16 protein-coding genes are annotated in these 18,426 nt (G+C 64.9%); 5 read left to right on the top strand and 11 right to left on the bottom strand.

Annotated elements, in window-relative coordinates:
* Positions 1–7: 7 nt before the first annotated feature.
* The 9 genes from J4G43_RS19700 to J4G43_RS19660 all read right to left on the bottom strand — a co-directional run bounded on the left by J4G43_RS19700 (position 8) and on the right by J4G43_RS19660 (position 7,848).
* Positions 8–958, bottom strand: coding sequence for an AEC family transporter (locus J4G43_RS19700; protein ID WP_208086004.1), 951 nt, complete (start codon positions 956–958; stop codon positions 8–10).
* Positions 955–1,836 (bottom strand): triphosphoribosyl-dephospho-CoA synthase MdcB, encoded by an 882-nt coding sequence (mdcB, locus tag J4G43_RS19695; protein ID WP_063984271.1) that lies wholly within the window; start codon positions 1,834–1,836, stop codon positions 955–957. The genes J4G43_RS19700 and mdcB overlap by 4 nt, the downstream gene beginning before the upstream one ends.
* Positions 1,833–2,513 carry a malonate decarboxylase holo-[acyl-carrier-protein] synthase gene (gene mdcG, locus J4G43_RS19690; protein ID WP_063984272.1) on the bottom strand — a complete coding sequence of 227 codons (681 nt, stop codon included), beginning with the start codon at positions 2,511–2,513 and terminating at the stop codon, positions 1,833–1,835. Before mdcG ends, mdcB begins: the two co-directional genes overlap by 4 nt.
* Positions 2,488–3,210, bottom strand: coding sequence for a biotin-independent malonate decarboxylase subunit gamma (gene mdcE / locus J4G43_RS19685; RefSeq protein WP_208086003.1), 723 nt, complete (start codon positions 3,208–3,210; stop codon positions 2,488–2,490). Before mdcE ends, mdcG begins: the two co-directional genes overlap by 26 nt.
* A complete protein-coding gene (locus tag J4G43_RS19680) occupies positions 3,197–4,135 on the bottom strand; it encodes a biotin-independent malonate decarboxylase subunit beta (protein WP_063984274.1) in 939 nt (312 codons plus the stop codon). Before J4G43_RS19680 ends, mdcE begins: the two co-directional genes overlap by 14 nt.
* Positions 4,132–4,449: a malonate decarboxylase acyl carrier protein gene (mdcC, locus tag J4G43_RS19675; RefSeq protein ID WP_063984275.1), complete on the bottom strand. Its 318-nt coding sequence runs from the start codon at positions 4,447–4,449 to the stop codon at positions 4,132–4,134. The genes J4G43_RS19680 and mdcC overlap by 4 nt, the downstream gene beginning before the upstream one ends.
* A 9-nt stretch (positions 4,450–4,458) precedes the next feature.
* A complete protein-coding gene (gene mdcA / locus J4G43_RS19670) occupies positions 4,459–6,105 on the bottom strand; it encodes a malonate decarboxylase subunit alpha (RefSeq protein WP_208086002.1) in 1,647 nt (548 codons plus the stop codon).
* Positions 6,102–6,968, bottom strand: a complete 867-nt coding sequence (locus J4G43_RS19665; RefSeq protein WP_208086001.1) for an MBL fold metallo-hydrolase — start codon at positions 6,966–6,968, stop codon at positions 6,102–6,104. Before J4G43_RS19665 ends, mdcA begins: the two co-directional genes overlap by 4 nt.
* 94 nt (positions 6,969–7,062) lie before the next feature.
* Positions 7,063–7,848: an alpha/beta hydrolase gene (locus J4G43_RS19660; protein WP_063984278.1), complete on the bottom strand. Its 786-nt coding sequence runs from the start codon at positions 7,846–7,848 to the stop codon at positions 7,063–7,065.
* A 305-nt stretch (positions 7,849–8,153) separates the two neighbouring features.
* On the opposite strand from J4G43_RS19660, the gene J4G43_RS19655 reads away from it, so the two are divergent.
* Positions 8,154–8,495, top strand: coding sequence for a hypothetical protein (locus J4G43_RS19655; protein WP_085401747.1), 342 nt, complete (start codon positions 8,154–8,156; stop codon positions 8,493–8,495).
* Between the two features lie 336 nt (positions 8,496–8,831).
* Here the strand turns inward: J4G43_RS19655 and J4G43_RS19650 are convergent, their stop codons facing one another.
* Positions 8,832–9,236: a hypothetical protein gene (locus tag J4G43_RS19650; RefSeq protein ID WP_085401748.1), complete on the bottom strand. Its 405-nt coding sequence runs from the start codon at positions 9,234–9,236 to the stop codon at positions 8,832–8,834.
* 23 nt (positions 9,237–9,259) lie between these two features.
* On the opposite strand from J4G43_RS19650, the gene J4G43_RS19645 reads away from it, so the two are divergent.
* From J4G43_RS19645 to J4G43_RS19630, 4 genes are all read left to right on the top strand, one after another.
* The gene (locus J4G43_RS19645) at positions 9,260–10,432 is read left to right on the top strand and encodes an efflux RND transporter periplasmic adaptor subunit (protein ID WP_208086000.1); all 1,173 of its coding nucleotides are present in this window, start codon (positions 9,260–9,262) and stop codon (positions 10,430–10,432) included.
* Complete coding sequence (locus J4G43_RS19640) at positions 10,429–13,572, top strand: efflux RND transporter permease subunit (RefSeq protein ID WP_208085999.1); 3,144 nt, start codon at positions 10,429–10,431, stop codon at positions 13,570–13,572. The genes J4G43_RS19645 and J4G43_RS19640 overlap by 4 nt, the downstream gene beginning before the upstream one ends.
* Complete coding sequence (locus J4G43_RS19635; RefSeq protein ID WP_208085998.1) at positions 13,559–13,975, top strand: thioesterase family protein; 417 nt, start codon at positions 13,559–13,561, stop codon at positions 13,973–13,975. Before J4G43_RS19640 ends, J4G43_RS19635 begins: the two co-directional genes overlap by 14 nt.
* A gap of 168 nt (positions 13,976–14,143) precedes the next feature.
* On the top strand, positions 14,144–16,123 hold the full coding sequence (locus J4G43_RS19630; protein WP_208085997.1) for a PAS domain-containing sensor histidine kinase: 1,980 nt from the start codon (positions 14,144–14,146) through the stop codon (positions 16,121–16,123).
* A 5-nt stretch (positions 16,124–16,128) separates the two neighbouring features.
* Here J4G43_RS19630 and J4G43_RS19625 read toward each other — a convergent pair whose 3' ends face one another.
* Positions 16,129–18,420, bottom strand: a complete 2,292-nt coding sequence (locus J4G43_RS19625) for an FdhF/YdeP family oxidoreductase (RefSeq protein ID WP_208085996.1) — start codon at positions 18,418–18,420, stop codon at positions 16,129–16,131.
* Positions 18,421–18,426: the final 6 nt, after the last annotated feature.

Here is an 18,426-nt window from a genome sequence, read left to right as displayed (position 1 = left end):
TCGCCGCCTAGTGCGGAAAGAGCACGGCGATCGCGACCGCCATGGTCGCGACGCTGAATCCGGTGCTCGAAATGACCATCGAGCCGACCGCTGCGGAGTCCAGCCGGTAGTTGACCGCAAACAGGATGCCGAAAAAGCCGGAAGGCACCGCGGCGAGGAGAATGGCCGTCCTCGCTGTGTCGGGAGCGATTGGAAAGACGTGAGTGATTGCAACGGCTGCGAGCGGCCGAACCACGTCCGCGGCCACGGTTGCGGCCGCGATCTTCCAGTTCAGGCGGAACGACTGTGCCGACAGGATGGCTCCGGTCAGGAACAGCGCGACGCCGGCGGCCGAACTCCCGATCAGCGCGAGGCAGGCATGAGCGAGCGCGTCGAGGCTCAGATCCGACACCGAAAACAGGATGCCGAACACGGGCGCGAGCACGACCGGCTTGGTGATCGCGCGCCCCACTGCCGTCAGCATCTGCCGCGCCGCCATTTCCTCGCCACGGGACCTGGCGGCGTCCATTTCCGCCATGATCAGGGTCACCGGGCTGATGAGGACCGAACCGGTTGCCAATGCGACGGCGACCGGAACGGCGCCCGCCTGTCCCGCGACGGATGTCAGGATTGGAAGACCGACGCCGGCAAGATTTGGAAAGCCAACCGTGAGTGCCTGAATCGACGCATCGGGCCGCGACACCTTGAACAACCTGCGCGCGGCAAGATACCAGGCGGCATAGAGCAACGACATCGTTATGCCGAGCACCAGAAACAGCGGAACCTGCTCGATCATCTCGCTGCGCGACGCCGAGGCGGTCGCGGCGAACAGCGACGCCGGCACGGCGAAATCCATCACGAGTGCGTTGAGAGCATCGACATGGAGATTGTCGACGACATGAAACCTTCCGGCGGCGTATCCCAGCAGCAGGACAAAGAACACCGGCACCAGCGCCATCAGGATTGCATTGGACATCATGGCCCCGGCGCGTCGTGGGCATCGACGAAGAGCGACATCGCAAGCAGGTCAGCCGAGCCACCGGGACTGAGACGACGCGCGACGAAGCTTTCATGGATCCATCGCGCGCTGACGCGCCAGCCGGGAGCGCGCACGCCGCCGGCATCGATGAAGCGACGTGCCGCGCGACGCGCAAAGCGAAGCCCCTCGAGCCCGCCACGATGCAGCAGATTCGTGTCTTCCACTGACGCAATCAGGGCAAAGCACGCTTCGACCCGGGCCGCTTCCGCATCCTCGGGCGTGGCAGGCATTGTTCTCCTCAGGGCCGGCAAGCCGATCCGGTAGACGCTGGGAAACCCGCTCGCCGCCTCGATACGGGCTCCGCCTGCGCGAAAGCGGCGGCGAGCAGCGCTGCCATGGCTGTGCAGCAACACCGGACCGTCGAGTATGCTGGCGCCCCAGAGGCGTGCCACGACGTCGCCGAGCGGAAGTGCCGAATCGACCAGCCCGCCGGCCCTCGCACCGGCCGCCGCGCACAACAGGCCAAGACCGAAGATCGCGCCGCGATGCGTATTGACGCCCGCGGTCGCCTCGAGCATCGCCCGTTCGGCCTCCAGGCCGATGACCCGCAGCACTCCCATGCCGCAACCGAGCGCGCCCGCTTCGGCAAGGCTTTGAAGGTAAGGCCTGATGGCCGCAGCGCTGCGACGAAACGTGCCGGCATCCATGTCGACGTGACTGCCATTGTCGACATGGCTCACGAGCCCCGGCTTGGGCCAGGTTTCCAGCTCCATGGCGAGGCAATCGGCAGCGAAGCCGCCGATGGCCCAGATACCGGACGGCATCTGCCTCCGGCTGGAAACAAGCGGTTCGATACTTCGCGCGGCCGCTGTGGTCATGATCCCATCGCTCCCGAAATGAATCGATCCCTGTCGAGCAGGGCCACGCACCCGATGGTCTTGACCAGAAGCTGGTCCGTGCCGGCATGGAATTCGCGCCAGTTCACCGCTGCACCATCCGCGCGCATCAATTCACCATCGAGCCGCATCGGCGCATCGGTCTCGATCGCAGCCACGTCGGCGGCGAGCCGATCCAGATCGGTTTCGCGGGGGAACGCGAACAGGATATCGAGGTCGGAACGAGCGGTCACGTAATCGAGCCCGGTCAGCGATTGCCATGCGAGGCTGCCGAACACGCGCACGTCCACCGAATGACGAAGCGCGAGCCCGTCGAGCCGATCGAGCGTCGGCCACCAGTTGCGCGGCGCCGAGCCGCGCACCTGCCGCAGCGCGGGCGGCCTCGCGACCGAGGTGACGTGGTCGATATCCGCGAGAAACGACAGCCGTTTCTTGCCGGCGGAGGGCGGCAACGGCAGGCCGAGTGCAAGGCCGGTCGCTTCGCTAGGCAGAGCGCGCCGCCTGATCGTCGGCCATCCCATTTCGGACCAACGCGAAACCAGCGGGTCGGCTGCGAGATCGCCGCGCATCCCGATCATCGCGCGCCAACCCTGCGGGCTGACAAAGACGAGGTCGTGGCGACCGACCGGCGGTTCAGCGGGTTTGCAGGGCAAGGTCACGAACGCGCTCCGCGATATCGGCGGCCTTCGGCCGGCCACCGCGCTCCTTGCCGAGCGCATCTCTTCGATCCCGCGCAGCCGGCATGTCGGCGAGCAGCGCCTCCAGCTGGTCTGCGAGTGAGGTGGCGTCGCTCCATGTCATATGAACGGCACCCATCTGCTCGAGATTGGAGAGCCCCGGCGCGAAAACCGGCGTCGATTTGGCTTTCTCCTCAAGAGCGGTCATCGACAATTTGGTGACCTTCGCCATCGACGGCAGATCCATCAACGCGGGAGAGGCGCCGGGCAATCCGACCAGCACGCGCGTCGCAAGGCCCGTCGCAAGCAGGGCCCCCGCCGCCGAGTGGCCGTAGAGAAGACCGATGGTCGGGCGGCCGTGCATGTCCGCGTGGATCAGCACTTTCGCCAGATGCGCGAGGAATTCGTTGAGCCCGAGCAGCTCGTCACGCTTGCTCATGCGCTGGCTGTCGCTGTCGACGAGCACCAGGATCGGTCCGCTCCCCCGGTCGATCGACTCCAGGACATGCGCGGAAAGTCTGATCGCCTCGTCGACGCCGAGCGCAGTCCGATCCGCAACACCAATCACGAGTATCCTGCCACCGGACCGCAGCGTCGCGGCGCCGGCAATGACGCCATTGTCGTTCCTGACCTCATGGCCGTCGGGAAACAGCGAGGCGAGAACGTCATCGAGCGTCACGACTGCTCCTCCCGATCCTGCTAGCGAGCGCAATGAACTGGTCGGCCGGCAATTCCGGAACCGTTTCCGCATGCGCAACACCTTCCACGGTCCAGATATCGACGGCGTCCTGGCAAGCGCCGAAGCGGCGCAACCTGTCGGCGAGACGTCCCTGCTCCGCCCTGAGCTGGTCGAGGCCGAAGGGGCCAATCAACCCGATCAGCTCGAGTGCGGCCTCGCGAAAATCCTGCACGGTGTCATCGGCGAAGACGTCGGTTGCGCCGAGCAGCCGCCGGTGCTTGCCGCCCATGGTGCGCCAGACCAGGGCACGGTCACGGGAGTCGAACTCCTCGACGCCGCGATTGGTCTCGATCACCTCGGGGCCCGAAACCGCGATCCGTCCCGCCTCCGACACGGCGAGCGCGGAGCAACAGCCTGCGATCAGACCGCCGCCGCCATAGCAGCCGGAGCGCCCGCCGATCAGGCCGATGACCTTCACGCCAGCACTGCGCGCCTCCATCACCGCACGCATGATCTCGGCGATGGCGAGCTCACCGGCATTGGCCTCCTGCAGACGGACGCCGCCGGTATCGAGCAGGATCAGAACGGGGATCGATCCGATCTCGCGCGCTGCGCGGAGCAGACCCAGCAGTTTGGCGCCGTGCACCTCGCCGAAGGCGCCGCCCATGAAACGTCCTTCCTGCGCGGCGACGAATACCGGCGCGCCGCCGAGCCGGCCATGGCCGACGACGATGCCGTCATCGAACTGCTCGGGAAGGCCGAATATCTCCAGATGCGGACTGACCTCGCGCTGTTCCGGCCCGATGAACTCGACCAGGCTGCCGGCATCAAGCAGCAGATCAAGCCTCGTCCGCGCCGATGCCTCGTTGAAGCTCGTGCTGCGGGCTCGTTCGGCCGGGGCGATGTGCGGGAGCGGCGCGGTCATTGCTCGCTCCCCGCGATCAATCGCACCGCCTGCGCCAGCCGAAGCGAGACCGTGTCGGGGCGCGCGCCGCCGTCATTGATGGAGAATTTCAGCCCGCCAGGCGAATAGCGCTCGACGAAATCTCCAATGACGGCGCTCCAGACTTCGCCGAAGCCCATCGCCGCGGTTTTGATCTCCACCGCGCATTCCGCATCCGGCAGGACGCGCTCGACCAGGACTTCCAGATTGCCCGAGGCGACCACGCCCACGATCGCGCTCTGCCTGATACCGCCCGCACGCTCGCGAACCGGGTGATGAAAGCTGAGATCTTCCATGGCCTGTCCTCACCAGTTCCTGAATTTCGACGGTGGCGCGTAGAGCCCGCCCGACCAGCGCACGAGATCCTTGATCGAGCGCGCCGCCAGCATGTTGCGATCCGCATCGAGCGGATTGATGCCGATATCTTCCGGCCGCCGGATCACGCCGCGCTCGCGCAGCTGCGCGACCATGCTGCGATCCCGCCCGCGACCGACATCGGTGTATCCGGCGACGCCGCGGATCGCCTGCTCGCGTTCTTGCGCCGTACGGCACAACAGGAGGTTTGCCACGCCCTCCTCGGTAACGATGTGCGTGACGTCGTCGCCGTAGATCATCACCGGCGCGAGCTCGAGGTTGAGCTTCTCGGCGAGCTCGATCGCATCGAGCTTGTCGACGAACAACGGGACGTTCTTGTCGCCGAAGGTCTCGCCAATCTGCACCACCAGCTTGCGGCCCCGGCGCAACGGCGCCGGGCTGTCCGGATCGGCCTCCGCTCCGGCCTTCAGCCAGGGCTCGCTCGGATGCCTGCGCCCGCGTGCATCCGCGCCCATGTTCGGCGCGCCGCCGAACCCGGCGATGCGCGAGGTGGTGATGGTCGAGGAATTTCCCTGGAGATCGATCTGCAGCGTGGAGCCGATGAACATGTCGCAGGCATAGAGCCCGGCGGTCTGACAAAAGGCGCGGTTGGAGCGCAGCGAGCCGTCGGGACCGGTGAAATAGATGTCGGATCGCGCCCGGATGTACTCGTCCATCCCGACCTCCGAGCCGAACGAGTGGATTTGCCGGACCCAACCGGACTCGATCGCGGGAATGAGCGCGGGATGCGGATTCAAGGCGAAGTGGGTTGCGATCCTGCCCTTCAGGCCCAGCCTCTCGCCGAACGTCGGCAGCAGGAGCTCGATCGCGGCCGTGCTGAAGCCGATCCCGTGATTGATCCGCTGCACGCCATAGGGCCCGTAGATGCCCTTGATCGCGAGCATCGCGGTCAGGATCTGCCCCTCGGTGATCGCCGCGGGATCGCGCGTGAATAGTGGCTCGACGAAGAACGGCTTGTCGGACTTGACGACGAAATGGACGCGGTCCGCCGGGATATCGACCCGCGGAACCGTCTCGACGATCTCGTTGACCTGGGCGATCCCGACGCCGTCCTTGAACGCCGTTGCCTCCACCACGGTGGGCGTGTCCTCGGTGTTCGGGCCGGTGTAGAGGTTGCCGTCACGGTCGGCGCTGACGGCGGCGATCAGGGCGACGTGCGGGGTGAGATCGATGAAGTAGCGCGCGAACAGTTCGAGATAGGTGTGAATTGCTCCCAGCTCGATCTTGCCGCCGAACAGCATGCGCGCGATGCGCGCCGATTGCGGCCCGGAATAGGCATAGTCGAGCCGCTTCGCGACCCCGCGGTCGAACAGGTCCAGATGTTCGGGCAGAACGACGCCCGACTGCACCATGTGCAGATCGTTGACCTTGGACAGATCGACCGCCAGCAGCGCGCGGCTCAAGAGATCCGCCTGCTTCTGGTTGTCGCCTTCGAGGCAAACCCGGTCGCCCGGCCGGATCACGGCCTCCAGCAGGCGCGTTGCGTCGGATGCTTCCACGACCTTGCCGTGGGCCAGGCCGGCACCGGCCGCAATGCGGGCATCGCGCGCGGCGCGGTTGTTCTGCCAGCTCGTCATGACCTTGGCCCCTTTGCGGCGTTGGCTCCGCTCCAGAGCGATCCCGGATTGGCACGGTCGGGATGAAGCGCGAGCATCGCCTCGTAGAGCTCGCGCGGAGAAATCGTCGCCTGGTCGAGGCGGTTGAAATCGAGCAGATATTGCCGGGTCTCCGCGATGTTGCGCGGATCGTCATCGTTCTCCGGCTTCTTGTGTCCGGCCACCACGAAGCGCGGCTTCAACGCTTCGAGCCGATCGAGCGCGGCGATCCATTCGAGCCGGCTCTGCGTGTCGGTTTCGGCGAGATAAGGATGAATGCCGTTGTACACGGTGTCGCCGGCGACGATCAGATCGAGAGACGGGACATGAAGGGCGGTGGAGCGCGCCGTGTCGGTTGGTCCCATGTCGATGACGACGAGCTTGTGTCCCTCGAGCGTGAGCTCGCCTTCGAGAGGCTCTGCAGCGACCAAGCGCTGTGCGATCTCGCCCGGAAAGCGCTTGCGCCAGAAACCGTCGAGCGATGCCGGCGAAAGCTGCGTCTTCATCTCGTCGACAACCTCGGGAACGGCAACGGCGCTTGCCCGCGGAAAGCGATCGAGCAGCGGCGCGAGGCCGAAGAAATGATCACCGTGGCCATGCGTGACGTAGATCGCGGTCAGATTTCGCTCCCGCGACACGACCCAATCCAGCAACGTCTTCGACTGCCCGGCGGTCAGGAACGTGTCGACGAGGATGGCATCCCGCTCGCCGTAGATCAGCGTCGACGAATTCGCGACCCACATCAGGTCCGGATTGCCGGAGGGCAGATCGCGGCTCAGTCCAGCCCGCTTCACCGTCGTCACGTCCCAGTCCAGGATCGTGCCGGTCGTCTCGATCATGCTCATGGAATTCTCCGGAGGGGCAGTCGGGCCGGCGGGAGTGCTGTCTCTCCCGCCGCCCTTCCTTCTGCCGGCCGTGCGTCAGGACCGGCAAAACGCGTCAGCGGGTGGCCGGTTGATCGATGCTGCGAGCGGCACGGGTGATGATCTCCGCCACTTCCTTCGGATGCGACTCGTAGACCGAGTGGCTTGCACCCGGGATCACGGTGGTGTGGCTCTTGGCGCGCTCGTAATACCAGCGCTCGAGATCCGGATTGATGATCTGGTCGTTGCCGGCAACGATGCCCCAGCTCGGTTTGGTCTTCCACGCAGCCGCCGTCAGCGGCGTGCTGAACACCTGCGTCGCGGCCAGAACCTGGGAGCGTGATTCGAACTCCGCCTGCTCGCGCGGCAGATCGGGGGCGAACAGCTTGGGGAATTGCACAGGATCGAGATAGGTGAATTTGTCGGGCGTGACCTTGATGGCGCCTTCGGTCTTTCCAAGGACGCTCGGCGTCTTCTTGCCCAGCGCCGCTTCGTCCTCTCCGACGTCGGGCGCATGCGCAGCGACGTAGACCAGGCCGACCACGTTGGGATGAACACCCGCCTCGGTGATGATCGAGCCGCCATAGCTGTGGCCGACCAGAAGCGTCGGGCCATTCTGGAGATCGAGCAGCCGCTTCGCCGCCGTGACATCATCGCCAAACGACGTCTCGGGCTCCTGCAGCATGCTGACGCGGAAGCCTTCCTTGACCAGGATCTCGTAGACCGGCTTCCAGCCGGACGCATCGACCCAGGCGCCGTGCACCAGGACGATGTTCTTCGGGGGTTCAGCGCGCGCCGGGGCGACGGTCGCGAACAGGGAGAGAGTGGCAGCGAAGGCGAGGCCAGCGTTGAGGTGTTTCATGTCGGGATCACTCCGGGTTGGAATGGTGCGACAGTAGTGTCGACGCTTGCCCGCGTATTTCGGCAAACAACGGCCCTTGCCACTTCGCACGTCGGGACATGCCGATCGAGACAGCGGCTCCTCGCGCATCCTCGGGACACTGCCTAGCTAGGGCGCGCACTTCAAAGCGCAGCGCATATGTCAGGCGTACAGACCTCTCATTACTGTGAACGGCCGGCGTTCATACGCGAAAGACGAACGATCCGCTTTGGCATTCAAGAGGTCGCATCTGATGCTGATTGAACTCCATGCATGGGATCGGACACATGACATCCACAGCAAATCTCCAGATCGCGCTTCTCATCCTGTTGTGCGCAGCTTCGCCCGCGCGTGCAGGCACTTGTGCGGACGACATCGCGAAAACCCAGATCCAGCTGGATCAGGCCATAGAAAAAGACGCGGGCGCCCACGGCTGGCAGCGGGAGAGCCTCAGCGCGCTGCGCAGTCATCAACCGACGCCTCGCTCGATTGCAGAGGCCGAAGGCGGCCGCGGAGCGGTTTTCGCGGATGCGCTGGATTCGCTTGATCGCGCACGTACCGCCGAACAAAACGGCGACACAAGCACATGCAGCCGGGAACTCGCGCATGTGCGGGCCATTCTGAAATAGCGAAAGCGAGCCGAAGCCAAAGCCGGCCAACGGCGCTGTCATCGGCGAGGCAACTCGGCGACGCGGCCGAACGAAGACGAATGCCCGCTTACGATGCGTCGAATGCCCGTTGTCGTCGTGCTGCCGGGTAGCGGGACGTGCGTTCTGGAAATACCCCACCGTTCCGCACCTCTCTAGTGCTCGACAGCATTCAGCCGGAGCATTTTTCATGCGAGAGCAGCACCCATCGAACGACGTCGGCTCGGGAAGATCCAGCTCGCACCGGTTCACCCTGATACCGCTCGCCGTGGCACTCACGGCCGGCATGCTGTGGCTCGTCCCGGCTGCGACGTCCGCTCAAACGACCATGCCGGGAATGCAGCCTTCCACCGGCATGCTGGCGACGTCGCCGCTCAACCCGCAATCCACGCGGCCCGTCGGCGTTCCGCTGGGATCGACCGAGATCGCAACACCCGGCATTTCGCCGCTCAATCCGGCGCAAAGCACGGCGGGTTGTGCCGGATCCGGCAATACCGCCTCGTCCGGAGCCTTGTTCGACGGCGGCGGACTGTCCGGGGGCTCATCCGTCACCTGCAACGGCAGCATCACGGCGGCGCCTCCGCTGCCTTCAGCATCGACGGTCGGACGCGTCGGGATACCGCTCGGAGCCACCGAGCTCGGCGGCGCCGGAATCAGTCCGTCCGTCCCGGTGCAAGGCCCTGCCGCAACGGGCAGCACGACTTCGATCAGCGGCTCAAGCAATCCCTGACATCCAGGACGGTCTCATGAAACGAAATCTCGCCATCGCGCTTGTCGCTCTCGCCGCGATTCTCGTCGGAGCCGGCCTCTGGTTCTTCGCCGCGGACCGGAAGCCGGTCGTCGCCGCCGCGCCGGTGCCCGCGGCCGTACCGGTGGTCACCGCCGCGGTCATCGGCAAGGACGTTCCGATCTATCTGCGCGGCATCGGCACCGTGATCGCCTACAACACCGATGTCGTGCGCAGCCAGATTCAGGGACAGATCGTCAAGATCGCCTTCACCGAGGGACAGACCGTCAAGGCCGGAGATCTGCTCGCCCAGATCGACCCGCGTCCCTACGAGGCCCAGATCGAGCAATTGACGGCCAATCGCGACCGAGATCAGGCCCAACTCACCAATGCCGAAGCCAATCTCTCCCGCTACAGTAAACTCGGTGACAAGGGTTATGCGACCCCGCAGCTGATCGAGACGCAGACCGCGCAGGTGGCCCAACTCAAGGCCGCCGTGAAAGCGGACCAGGCGCAGATCGACGAGGCCAACGTCCAGCTCAGCTACACGCGCCTGACATCGGCCATTCCCGGCATCACCGGCGTCCGCCAGATCGATGTCGGCAACGTGATTCATCCGACCGACCCGAACGGTCTCGTCGTCGTCACCCAGATCGAGCCGATTTCGCTGCTGTTCACCCTTCCGCAGACGGATCTGCCCGTGATCCAGGAACACGAAGCAAAAGGCCAGTTGAAGGTCATCGCCTACAGCCAGGACAACAAGATTAAGCTCGGCGAAGGCACGCTGCTGCTCGTCAACAACGAGATCGCAGGGACGACCGGCACCGTCCAGCTCAAGGCCACATTCGCCAATCACGAGCACCGGCTGTGGCCGGGACAGCTGGTGAATGCCCGGCTGCTGCTGAAGATTCAGAAGGATGCGCTGACGGTCGCCGGCTCCGCAGTCCAGCAGGGCCCGAACGGCAGCTATGTCTATGTCGTCGCTCCCAACCAGACCGCTTCCTTGCGTCCCGTTCACGTCGCACAGATCAGCGAGGGGCAGGCCCTGATCGACCAGGGACTGAAATCAGGTGATACCGTCGTCGTCGACGGTCAGTATCGGCTGACGGAAGGAAGCCAGGTTCGGGAACTGCACGGCAAGGCCGCGCGCGAAGCCGACCTGCAAAGCTCCGTGCAGGACGCGCTCCCATGAACTTGTCCGCGCCCTTCATCCTGCGGCCGATTGCAACCGCTCTGCTGATGGCGGGCCTGCTGCTGTGCGGCCTCGCGGCCTACCCCCTGTTGCCGGTCGGCGCGCTGCCGAACGTCAACTACCCGACGATCCAGATCTCGGCGCAACTGCCCGGCGCCGACCCCGGAACCATCGCCTCGTCGGTCGCGACGCCACTCGAACAGCAGCTCAGCCAGATCCCCGGCGTCACGCAGCTCACCTCGTCCAGCGCACTCGGCGTCGCCCAGCTCACGGTGCAGTTCGAGCTGTCGCGCACGGTGGACAGCGCGGCGGTCGACGTGCTCTCCGCGATCAATGCCGCGAGCCCGTACCTGCCGCAGAACATCCCCTACCCGCCGACGATCAGGAAGGTGAATCCGGCGGAAACGCCGATCATGCTGATCGCGCTGACGTCAGAGTCGATGCCGCAGACCACGGTCGATGCCTACGCGGAAAACATCCTGCTGCCCAAGATTTCCCAGGTGCCGGGCGTGGGCCTCGTCGGGATCGGCGGCCAGCAGAAGCCCGCCATCCGCATCCGCGTCAATCCGCAGGCGCTGGCCGCCCGCGGCATCGGCCTCGAAGACGTCCGCACCGTGATCGCCGGCGCCAATGTCGACCTGCCCAAGGGCACGCTCAACAGCCCGCGCGTCACTTATACGCTCAATACCAACGACCAGTTGCTGAAGCCCTCCGCCTATGAAGCCCTCATCATCGCCTATCGCAATGGCTCGCCGGTGCGGCTGCGCGACATCGGCTCGGCGATCGAGGGGCCCGAAAACGATCTGCTGGCCGGCTGGTACGGCAAGGACCCCGCCGTCATCCTCGCCGTCCAGCGCGTCCCCGGCGCCAACGTCATCGAAACCGTCGATCGCATCAAGAAACTGCTGCCGCAGCTGCAGGCCTCCGTTCCGCCGGCGATCAAGGTGACGATCGCCGCCGACCGCACCGCCACGATTCGCGCCGCGGTCTCCGATGTGCAATTCACGCTGATGTTGACCGTCGCCTTGGTGGTGATGGTCATATTCCTGTTCCTGAGGAATTTCTGGGCCACCATCATCCCGGCGATCACGGTTCCGCTGGCGCTGATCGGCACCTTCGCGGTCCTCTACGTACTCGGCTACAGTCTCGACAACCTCTCGCTGATGGCGCTGTCGATCGCGGTGGGATTCGTCGTCGACGACGCCGTGGTGGTCATCGAGAACATCGTGCGCCATCTCGAGCAGGGCATGACGCCCATGGAGGCTGCGCTCAAAGGCTCCAGCGAAATCGGCTTCACGATCGTCTCCATCACCCTGTCGCTGATCGCGGTGTTCATCCCGCTGTTCCTGATGGGCGGCTACGTCGGAAAGCTGTTCCAGGAGTTCGCCGTCACGATCACCGCCTCGCTGCTGCTGTCGCTGGTGATCTCGCTCACCTTGACGCCGATGATGTGCGCGCGCCTCCTGAAGGACGAATCACGCAGGAAGCACGGCCGGCTCTATCTCCTGTTCGAGCGCGGCTTCGATGGCCTGCTTGCGCTGTACGCGCGCGGCCTGCGAATCGTGCTGGGCCATCGTTTCGTGACGCTGCTCGTGATGCTCTCGACGATCGCGCTGACCGGCTATCTCTATGTGATCATCCCGAAAGGCTTCTTCCCGCAACAGGATACCGGACAGATCGTCGGCATCACCGAGGCTGCCCAGGACATCTCCTTCCCCGCCATGTCCGAACGCCAGCAGGCGGTCGTCGACATCCTGTCAAAGGATCCGGCGATCCAGTCGGTGGCGAGCTATATCGGTCCGGGCGGCCCGACCGCGACCCTCAACCAGGGGCGCATCTTCATCGTCCTGAAGCCGAAGCCTGAACGCAAGGCCAGCGCCGACCAGGTGATCGCGCGGCTGGAACCCCGGCTCGCCCATATCCAGGGCATCAAGCTTTACATGCAATCGGCCCAGGACATCACGATCGGCGCGCGCCTGTCGAAGACGCAGTATCAGTACACGCTGACGGACGCCGATTCCAACGAACTCAACCACTGGTCGGCGATCTTCCTGGAGAAGATCCGCGCGCTCGATCTCGTCACCGACGTCGCGAGCGACCAGGCCAATGCCGGCCCGAGGCTGCAGGTCACCGTCAATCGCGAAGTCGCCTCGAGCTTCGGCATCCTGCCCACGACGATCGACAACACCCTCGACGACGCCTTCGGTCAGCGCATCGTCTCCACCATGTTCACCTCGCTGAACCAGTACCACGTGGTCATGGAGGTCGATCCAGCCTTCCAGTATGGGCCTGACGCGCTCAAGGATATCTACCTGAACTCAGCCACCGGCCAGCAGGTCCCCCTGAGCACGCTGGTCCACACTGTCATCATGCCGGCGCCGATTCTGATCAATCACCAGGGCCTGTTTCCTTCCGTCACGATCTCGTTCAACTTGCGGCCCGGCGTCGCGCTGGGCGATGCGGTGACGGCGGTCCAGAAGATCGAGAAGGACACCGGCAAGCCCGCCTCGCTGTCGACCTCGTTCCAGGGCAACGCGCAGGCCTTCCAGTCGTCCCTGTCCGGTACGCCGCTACTGATCGGGGCGGCGCTGATCGTGATCTACATCATCCTCGGCGTCCTCTATGAGAGCCTGATCCATCCGATCACGATCCTGTCGACGCTGCCTTCCGCCGGCATCGGCGCGCTGCTGCTGCTGCTGGCGGTCCACATGGATCTCAGCGTCATCGCCATCATCGGCATCATCCTGCTGATCGGCATCGTCAAGAAGAATGGCATCATGCTGGTCGACTTCGCCCTGGAGGTGGAGCGCAATCAAGGGCTGAGCCCTGAGGAAGCGATCTACCAGGCCTGCACGCTCCGCTTTCGTCCGATCCTGATGACGACCATGGCCGCGCTACTCGGCGGTGTGCCTCTGATGCTCGGCAACGGCACCGGCGCCGAACTGCGCCAGCCGCTCGGCTACACGATCGTCGGCGGCTTGATGCTCTCGCAGATCCTGACGCTCTACACCACGCCCGTGGTCTATCTCTATCTCGACCGGCTCGGCAATTGGTTCACCAAGCGCAAGCCGCATGCGGCCGTGACACCCACCCCCTCCACGAGCGAAGTAGATGCGGGATTGGGCCATGAGTCCGCTTGATCGGGTGAGCGTCGGCATGACGGCGGAAAAGCTGGTGACCGTCACGGCCGAGATGACGGTCGGCCACGTGGTGCCGGGAATGCCTGAAGTCTACGGCACGCCGATGATGATCCTGCACATGGAGATGGCGGCGGGATCGGCGATCCAGCCGTCCCTGCCGACCGGCTATGTCAGCGTCGGGATGATGGTCGACGTCCGTCATCTGGCGGCGACGCCGGTCGGCCGCACCGTGCGCGCGGTCGCACGGGTCGTCGCCGTCGAAGCCAGGAGCGTCCTGTTCGAAGTCGAGGCCTGGGACGGCGGCCGCAAGATCGGTGACGGGCCCCATCGGCGCGGCGTCGTCGATGTCGCCGAGTTCGAAAGGCGTTTCGGCGTGACGAGGCCCACCGCGGCGTTGGCCTAAGGTCGCGGAATCCTTCCCGCGGCAACATCCCGGATCTGGGCGCAGGCTCGCATGGTGACGCCGTGCGTTTTGACAAAGGGTCCGCGAAAAAGCAAAAGACCGGTTTTCCACGGTACGGTACATCGCTTGCATCCCGCGTCCGGACATCCGGGCTCGGGAATTGGTCTCATGCCCGGCGAGTATCTCTTGGACCTCTTCAATCTGCTGGCCCAGCCCGGACTCGCTCACGAAGGCAAGGAACCCGCCACGGTCCGTCACACGGGGACGCTCTGTCGCGCATCGTGGCCCGACCATTCGCGCTACGCTCATCCCGCCCTTTGGGTCCTGGGAGGCGTCGCGCTCGGCGTATTGTCATTCACTTGCTTCCTGCTTGGGATCGACCTCACCACCAGCGCCCTCGCCCTGCTGGCCGTCATTGTCGTGTTGTCGCTGCTTGCGATCGCGAGCCTGGTCAGGCGGCAGCACCGGCTCGAGCGAGAGGACGTCTTGCGGCGGCGTCAGGTCGCCTATCTCGCCGAGGCCCAGAAGCTCAGCCACACCGGCAGCTTTGGCTGGAACGTCGCCAGCGGCGAGCTGTTCTGGTCCGAAGAGACGTTCAGGATCTTCGATCTCGAGCCGACGTTGCCGCCGTCGCTCGACACTATCCTGAAGCGTACGCATCCCGACGATCTCAATGCCGTACGCGAGGCGCTCGATCGCGCCACGAACGACAGGAACGACTTTTCCCTGGAACATCGGCTGATCCTGAGCGATGGCTCGATCAGGCACATTCGCGTGGTCGCCCGTGGAACGTCGGAAGAGCGCGGACAATTTCGGTTCATCGGCGCGGTCATGGATATCACCGCCCAGAAGAAGGACCACACCGAGCTGGAGCGGAGCGAGCAGCGGTACCGCCACCTGTTCGGTCGCATGCCGATCGCCCTCCGTCAGCTTGACGCCAGCAGATTGGTGGTGCTGTTCCGAAAGCTGCGAGCCGAGGGCATCAAGGACCTCGGCAGCTATTTCGACAGCCATCCCGACTTTCTCCGGACCTGCATGGACGCGCTCTCGTTTCAGGAAGCCAACGAACGGGCCATCCAGATGTTCGGAGGAGGCGTCGACGGCTATGTCGGGCGTTCCATGTCCGACACCTGGAAGGCACGCCCGGATACGTTTCGGCGGGCCATGGAGTCCCGCTTTCGCGGTGAAACGAACTTCGAGGAAGAAACCAAGATGGTGACGTGGGACGGCCGCGTCGTCGACGTTCTCTTCACAACGGCCCGCGTCGGCCCAATCAATGATCTCGAAATAAGCCTGGTCGCCACGATCGACATCTCGCAACGCGTCCGCGCCCAGGAGAGGCTTCGGCAGGTTCAGGCGGAGTTCGCGCATGCGGCGCGCGTCTCGATGCTCGGCGAACTCACCGCCTCCATCGCGCATGAGGTCAACCAGCCTTTGGCCGCCATCGCGACCAACGCCGCTGCCGGTCTGCGCTGGCTGAACAGGCCGATTCCCGACATGGCCGAGGTCCGCAGTACAATCGAAAATATGGCCACGGATACGAGGCGGGCCGCGGACATCGTGGCGCGTGTTCACGGGATGGCTTCGCGCAAGGCGCCGGAGCGTGCCGTTCTGTCGCTTGACGATGTCATTCGCGAGGCGCTTCTGTTCCTGCGCCACGAGATGGAATCCCGCGGCGTAACGATCCTGCACCGGCCCGACGCGGAGGCTGCACTCGTGCTCGGCGACCGCACCCAGCTCCAGCAGGTGATCGTCAATCTGGCCATCAACGCCGTGCAGGCGATGACGCAGGCGGGACGCCAGCATGGCAGGATCGTCATCACCACCGCCGCGCAGGACGCGACAACCCTGTGCTGCTCCGTGGAGGACAACGGTCCCGGCATCTCCGCCGAACATGCCGGCCGGCTGTTCGAAAGCTTTTTCACGACCAAGGAGTCCGGCATGGGCATGGGGCTGCCGATCTGCCGGTCCATCGTCGAAGCGCATGGCGGCCGGATCGACGCCGAAGGCCTTAGCACCGAAGGACTTGGCGCCGAAGGCCTTGGCGCCGAAGGCCTTGGCGCCGATCGCGGCGCCCGGTTCTGGTTTACGCTGCCGATCGCGACGCCGGCGTCATCGCCGCCATCCGGTCGGGACGCCGACGCCTGACCCCGCTATTGCGCCGGGGCGGTCGAGCGCACCAGACGGATCGGGATGCCCTTGAATGACGGCGTGAAGCTGAGGGGATCACGGGCATAGAGCGGCACCAGCGGATTGGTCTCCGGATAGTAGGCGGCACAGCAGCCGGTCGGAAACGAATACGCAACCACGCGGAAGTTGCGCACGATCCGCTCGGCGCCATCGGTCGACTCCGTGATCAGGTCGACGCGATCGCCGTCCGCGAGCCCGCGCTTCTTCAGTTCATATTCGTTGAGGAAGACCACGTCGCGCTGGCCGAAGACGCCGCGATAGCGGTCCGACAGCGAGTAGAGCGTCGTGTTGTACTGGTCGTGGCTACGTATCGTGCTGAGCCACAGGAAATCCGGATCGGCCTGCGGCGGGTCCTCGCCGCAGCCCTCAAACACCAGGAAATTGGCCTTGCCGGACGGCGTTGCCCAGATGCGCTCCCGCGCGGTCGAGGTCAGATGGAAGCCGCCGGGAATGCGGATCCGGGCATTGTAGCTCTCGAAGATAGGGAAGACGGCCTCGATCGCATCCCGGATGCGATCGTAGTCGCCTACAAAGCCGTCCCAATCGACCACCGTGCGCTCGCCGAGCGTCGCCTTGGCGAGGCCTGCGATGATCGCGACCTCGCTGAGAAGATGCTCGGATGCCGGCTTGTTGCGACCGCCCGAGGCGTGGACCATCGACATCGAATCCTCGACGGTGATCGACTGCGGCCCCGATTCCTGAATGTCGATCTCGGTTCGCCCGAGGCACGGCAGGATCAGGGCGGCGCGGCCATGGATCAGATGGCTGCGGTTGAGCTTCGTGGAGACGTGGACGGTCAGATCGAGCTTGCGCAGCGCGGCCTGCGTCGCCTGCCAGTCGGGTATGGCCGCGGCAAAGTTGCCGCCCATCGCGAAAAAGACCTTCACCTCTCCGCGAATCATTGCCTCCAACGCCGTCACGACGTTGTGTCCCGGCGCGCTCGGCGGCTTGAAGCCGAAGCGGTGCTCGAGGCGCTCGAGGAAATCCGCCTTGGGGATCTCGGTGATCCCCACGGTTCGGTCGCCCTGCACGTTGGAATGACCGCGAACCGGACAAACGCCGGCGCCATCGCGTCCCACATTGCCGCGCAAGAGCGCAAGATTGGCGATCTGCTGCACGTTGTGCGCACCACGCTGGTGCTGGGTAATGCCCATGCCGTAGACAAGGATGGCGCGCTCCGCCTTCATATAGGCGCCGGCGGCATATTCCAGGTCCTCGCGCGTCAGGCCGGACTGGCGTTCGATGTCGGGCCATTGCGTTCGCTTGAGATCGCCGATCAGCGCTTCGATGCCGGCGGTGTGCCCGCGAATGAAATCCCAATCCAGGATATCCGGCTGCTCGGCCGCACGGGCAGCCTCGTCCGTTTCGACGAGGATCTTCATGATCCCCTTGAGGACGGCGACGTCGCCACCGACACGTACCTGGAAAAGCTTCGAGCTGATCGTCGTCGACGACAGCGTGATCATCTCAACCGGGCTCTGCGGCGCCTGGAAGCGCTCCAGCGCGCGCTCGCGGAACGGATTGAACGAGATGATCGAGGCCCCTCGGCGGGCCGCGTTGCGCAGGCTGGTCATCATCCGCGGGCTGTTGGTGCCCGGATTCTGGCCGAAGATGAAGATGCAATCGGCCTTGTCGAAATCCTCCAGCAGCACGGTGCCCTTGCCGACGCCGAGCGATTCCGGCAGGCCGACGCTGGTCGCCTCGTGGCACATGTTCGAGCAGTCGGGAAAGTTGTTGGTGCCGTACTCGCGCACGAACAGCTGATAGAGGAAGGCGGCTTCGTTCGAGGTTCGCCCGGACGTATAGAACTCCGCCATGTTCGGATCCGGCAGCGCATTCAGCTCGCGGCCGATCATGGCGAACGCATCGCTCCACTGCACCGGGAGATAGCGATCGGATGCGGCGTCATAGGCCATCGGATGGGTGATCCGACCGACCATTTCGAGATCGTAATCGTTCCAGCTCGCGAGCTCCGTGACGGTGTGCTCGGCAAAGAATTCGGGCGTGCAGCGCTTCGATGTCGTCTCCCAGGCGATCGCCTTGCCGCCGTTCTCGCAAAATTCGAATGACGAGGTGTGCTTCGGATCTGGCCAGGCGCAGCCGGGGCAATCAAAGCCCTCCGGCTGATTCATCCTGCTGAGCGTGGCTGCGCCCTTCAGCGGCGCCCGCTGCACCAGAAGCGCCTCGCTGAGCGCCCTGAGTGCGCCCCAGCCGCCGGCGGGTTCACGGTAGGGACGAACCGATTTCGTGGTCATCTCGAT

Origin of the sequence: Bradyrhizobium barranii subsp. barranii (assembly GCF_017565645.3) — a bacterium.
Classification (GTDB): Bacteria; Pseudomonadota; Alphaproteobacteria; order Rhizobiales; family Xanthobacteraceae; genus Bradyrhizobium; species Bradyrhizobium barranii.
Note: the sequence above shows the minus strand (reverse complement) of the source record. Positions and strands in the feature narration are given on the sequence as shown.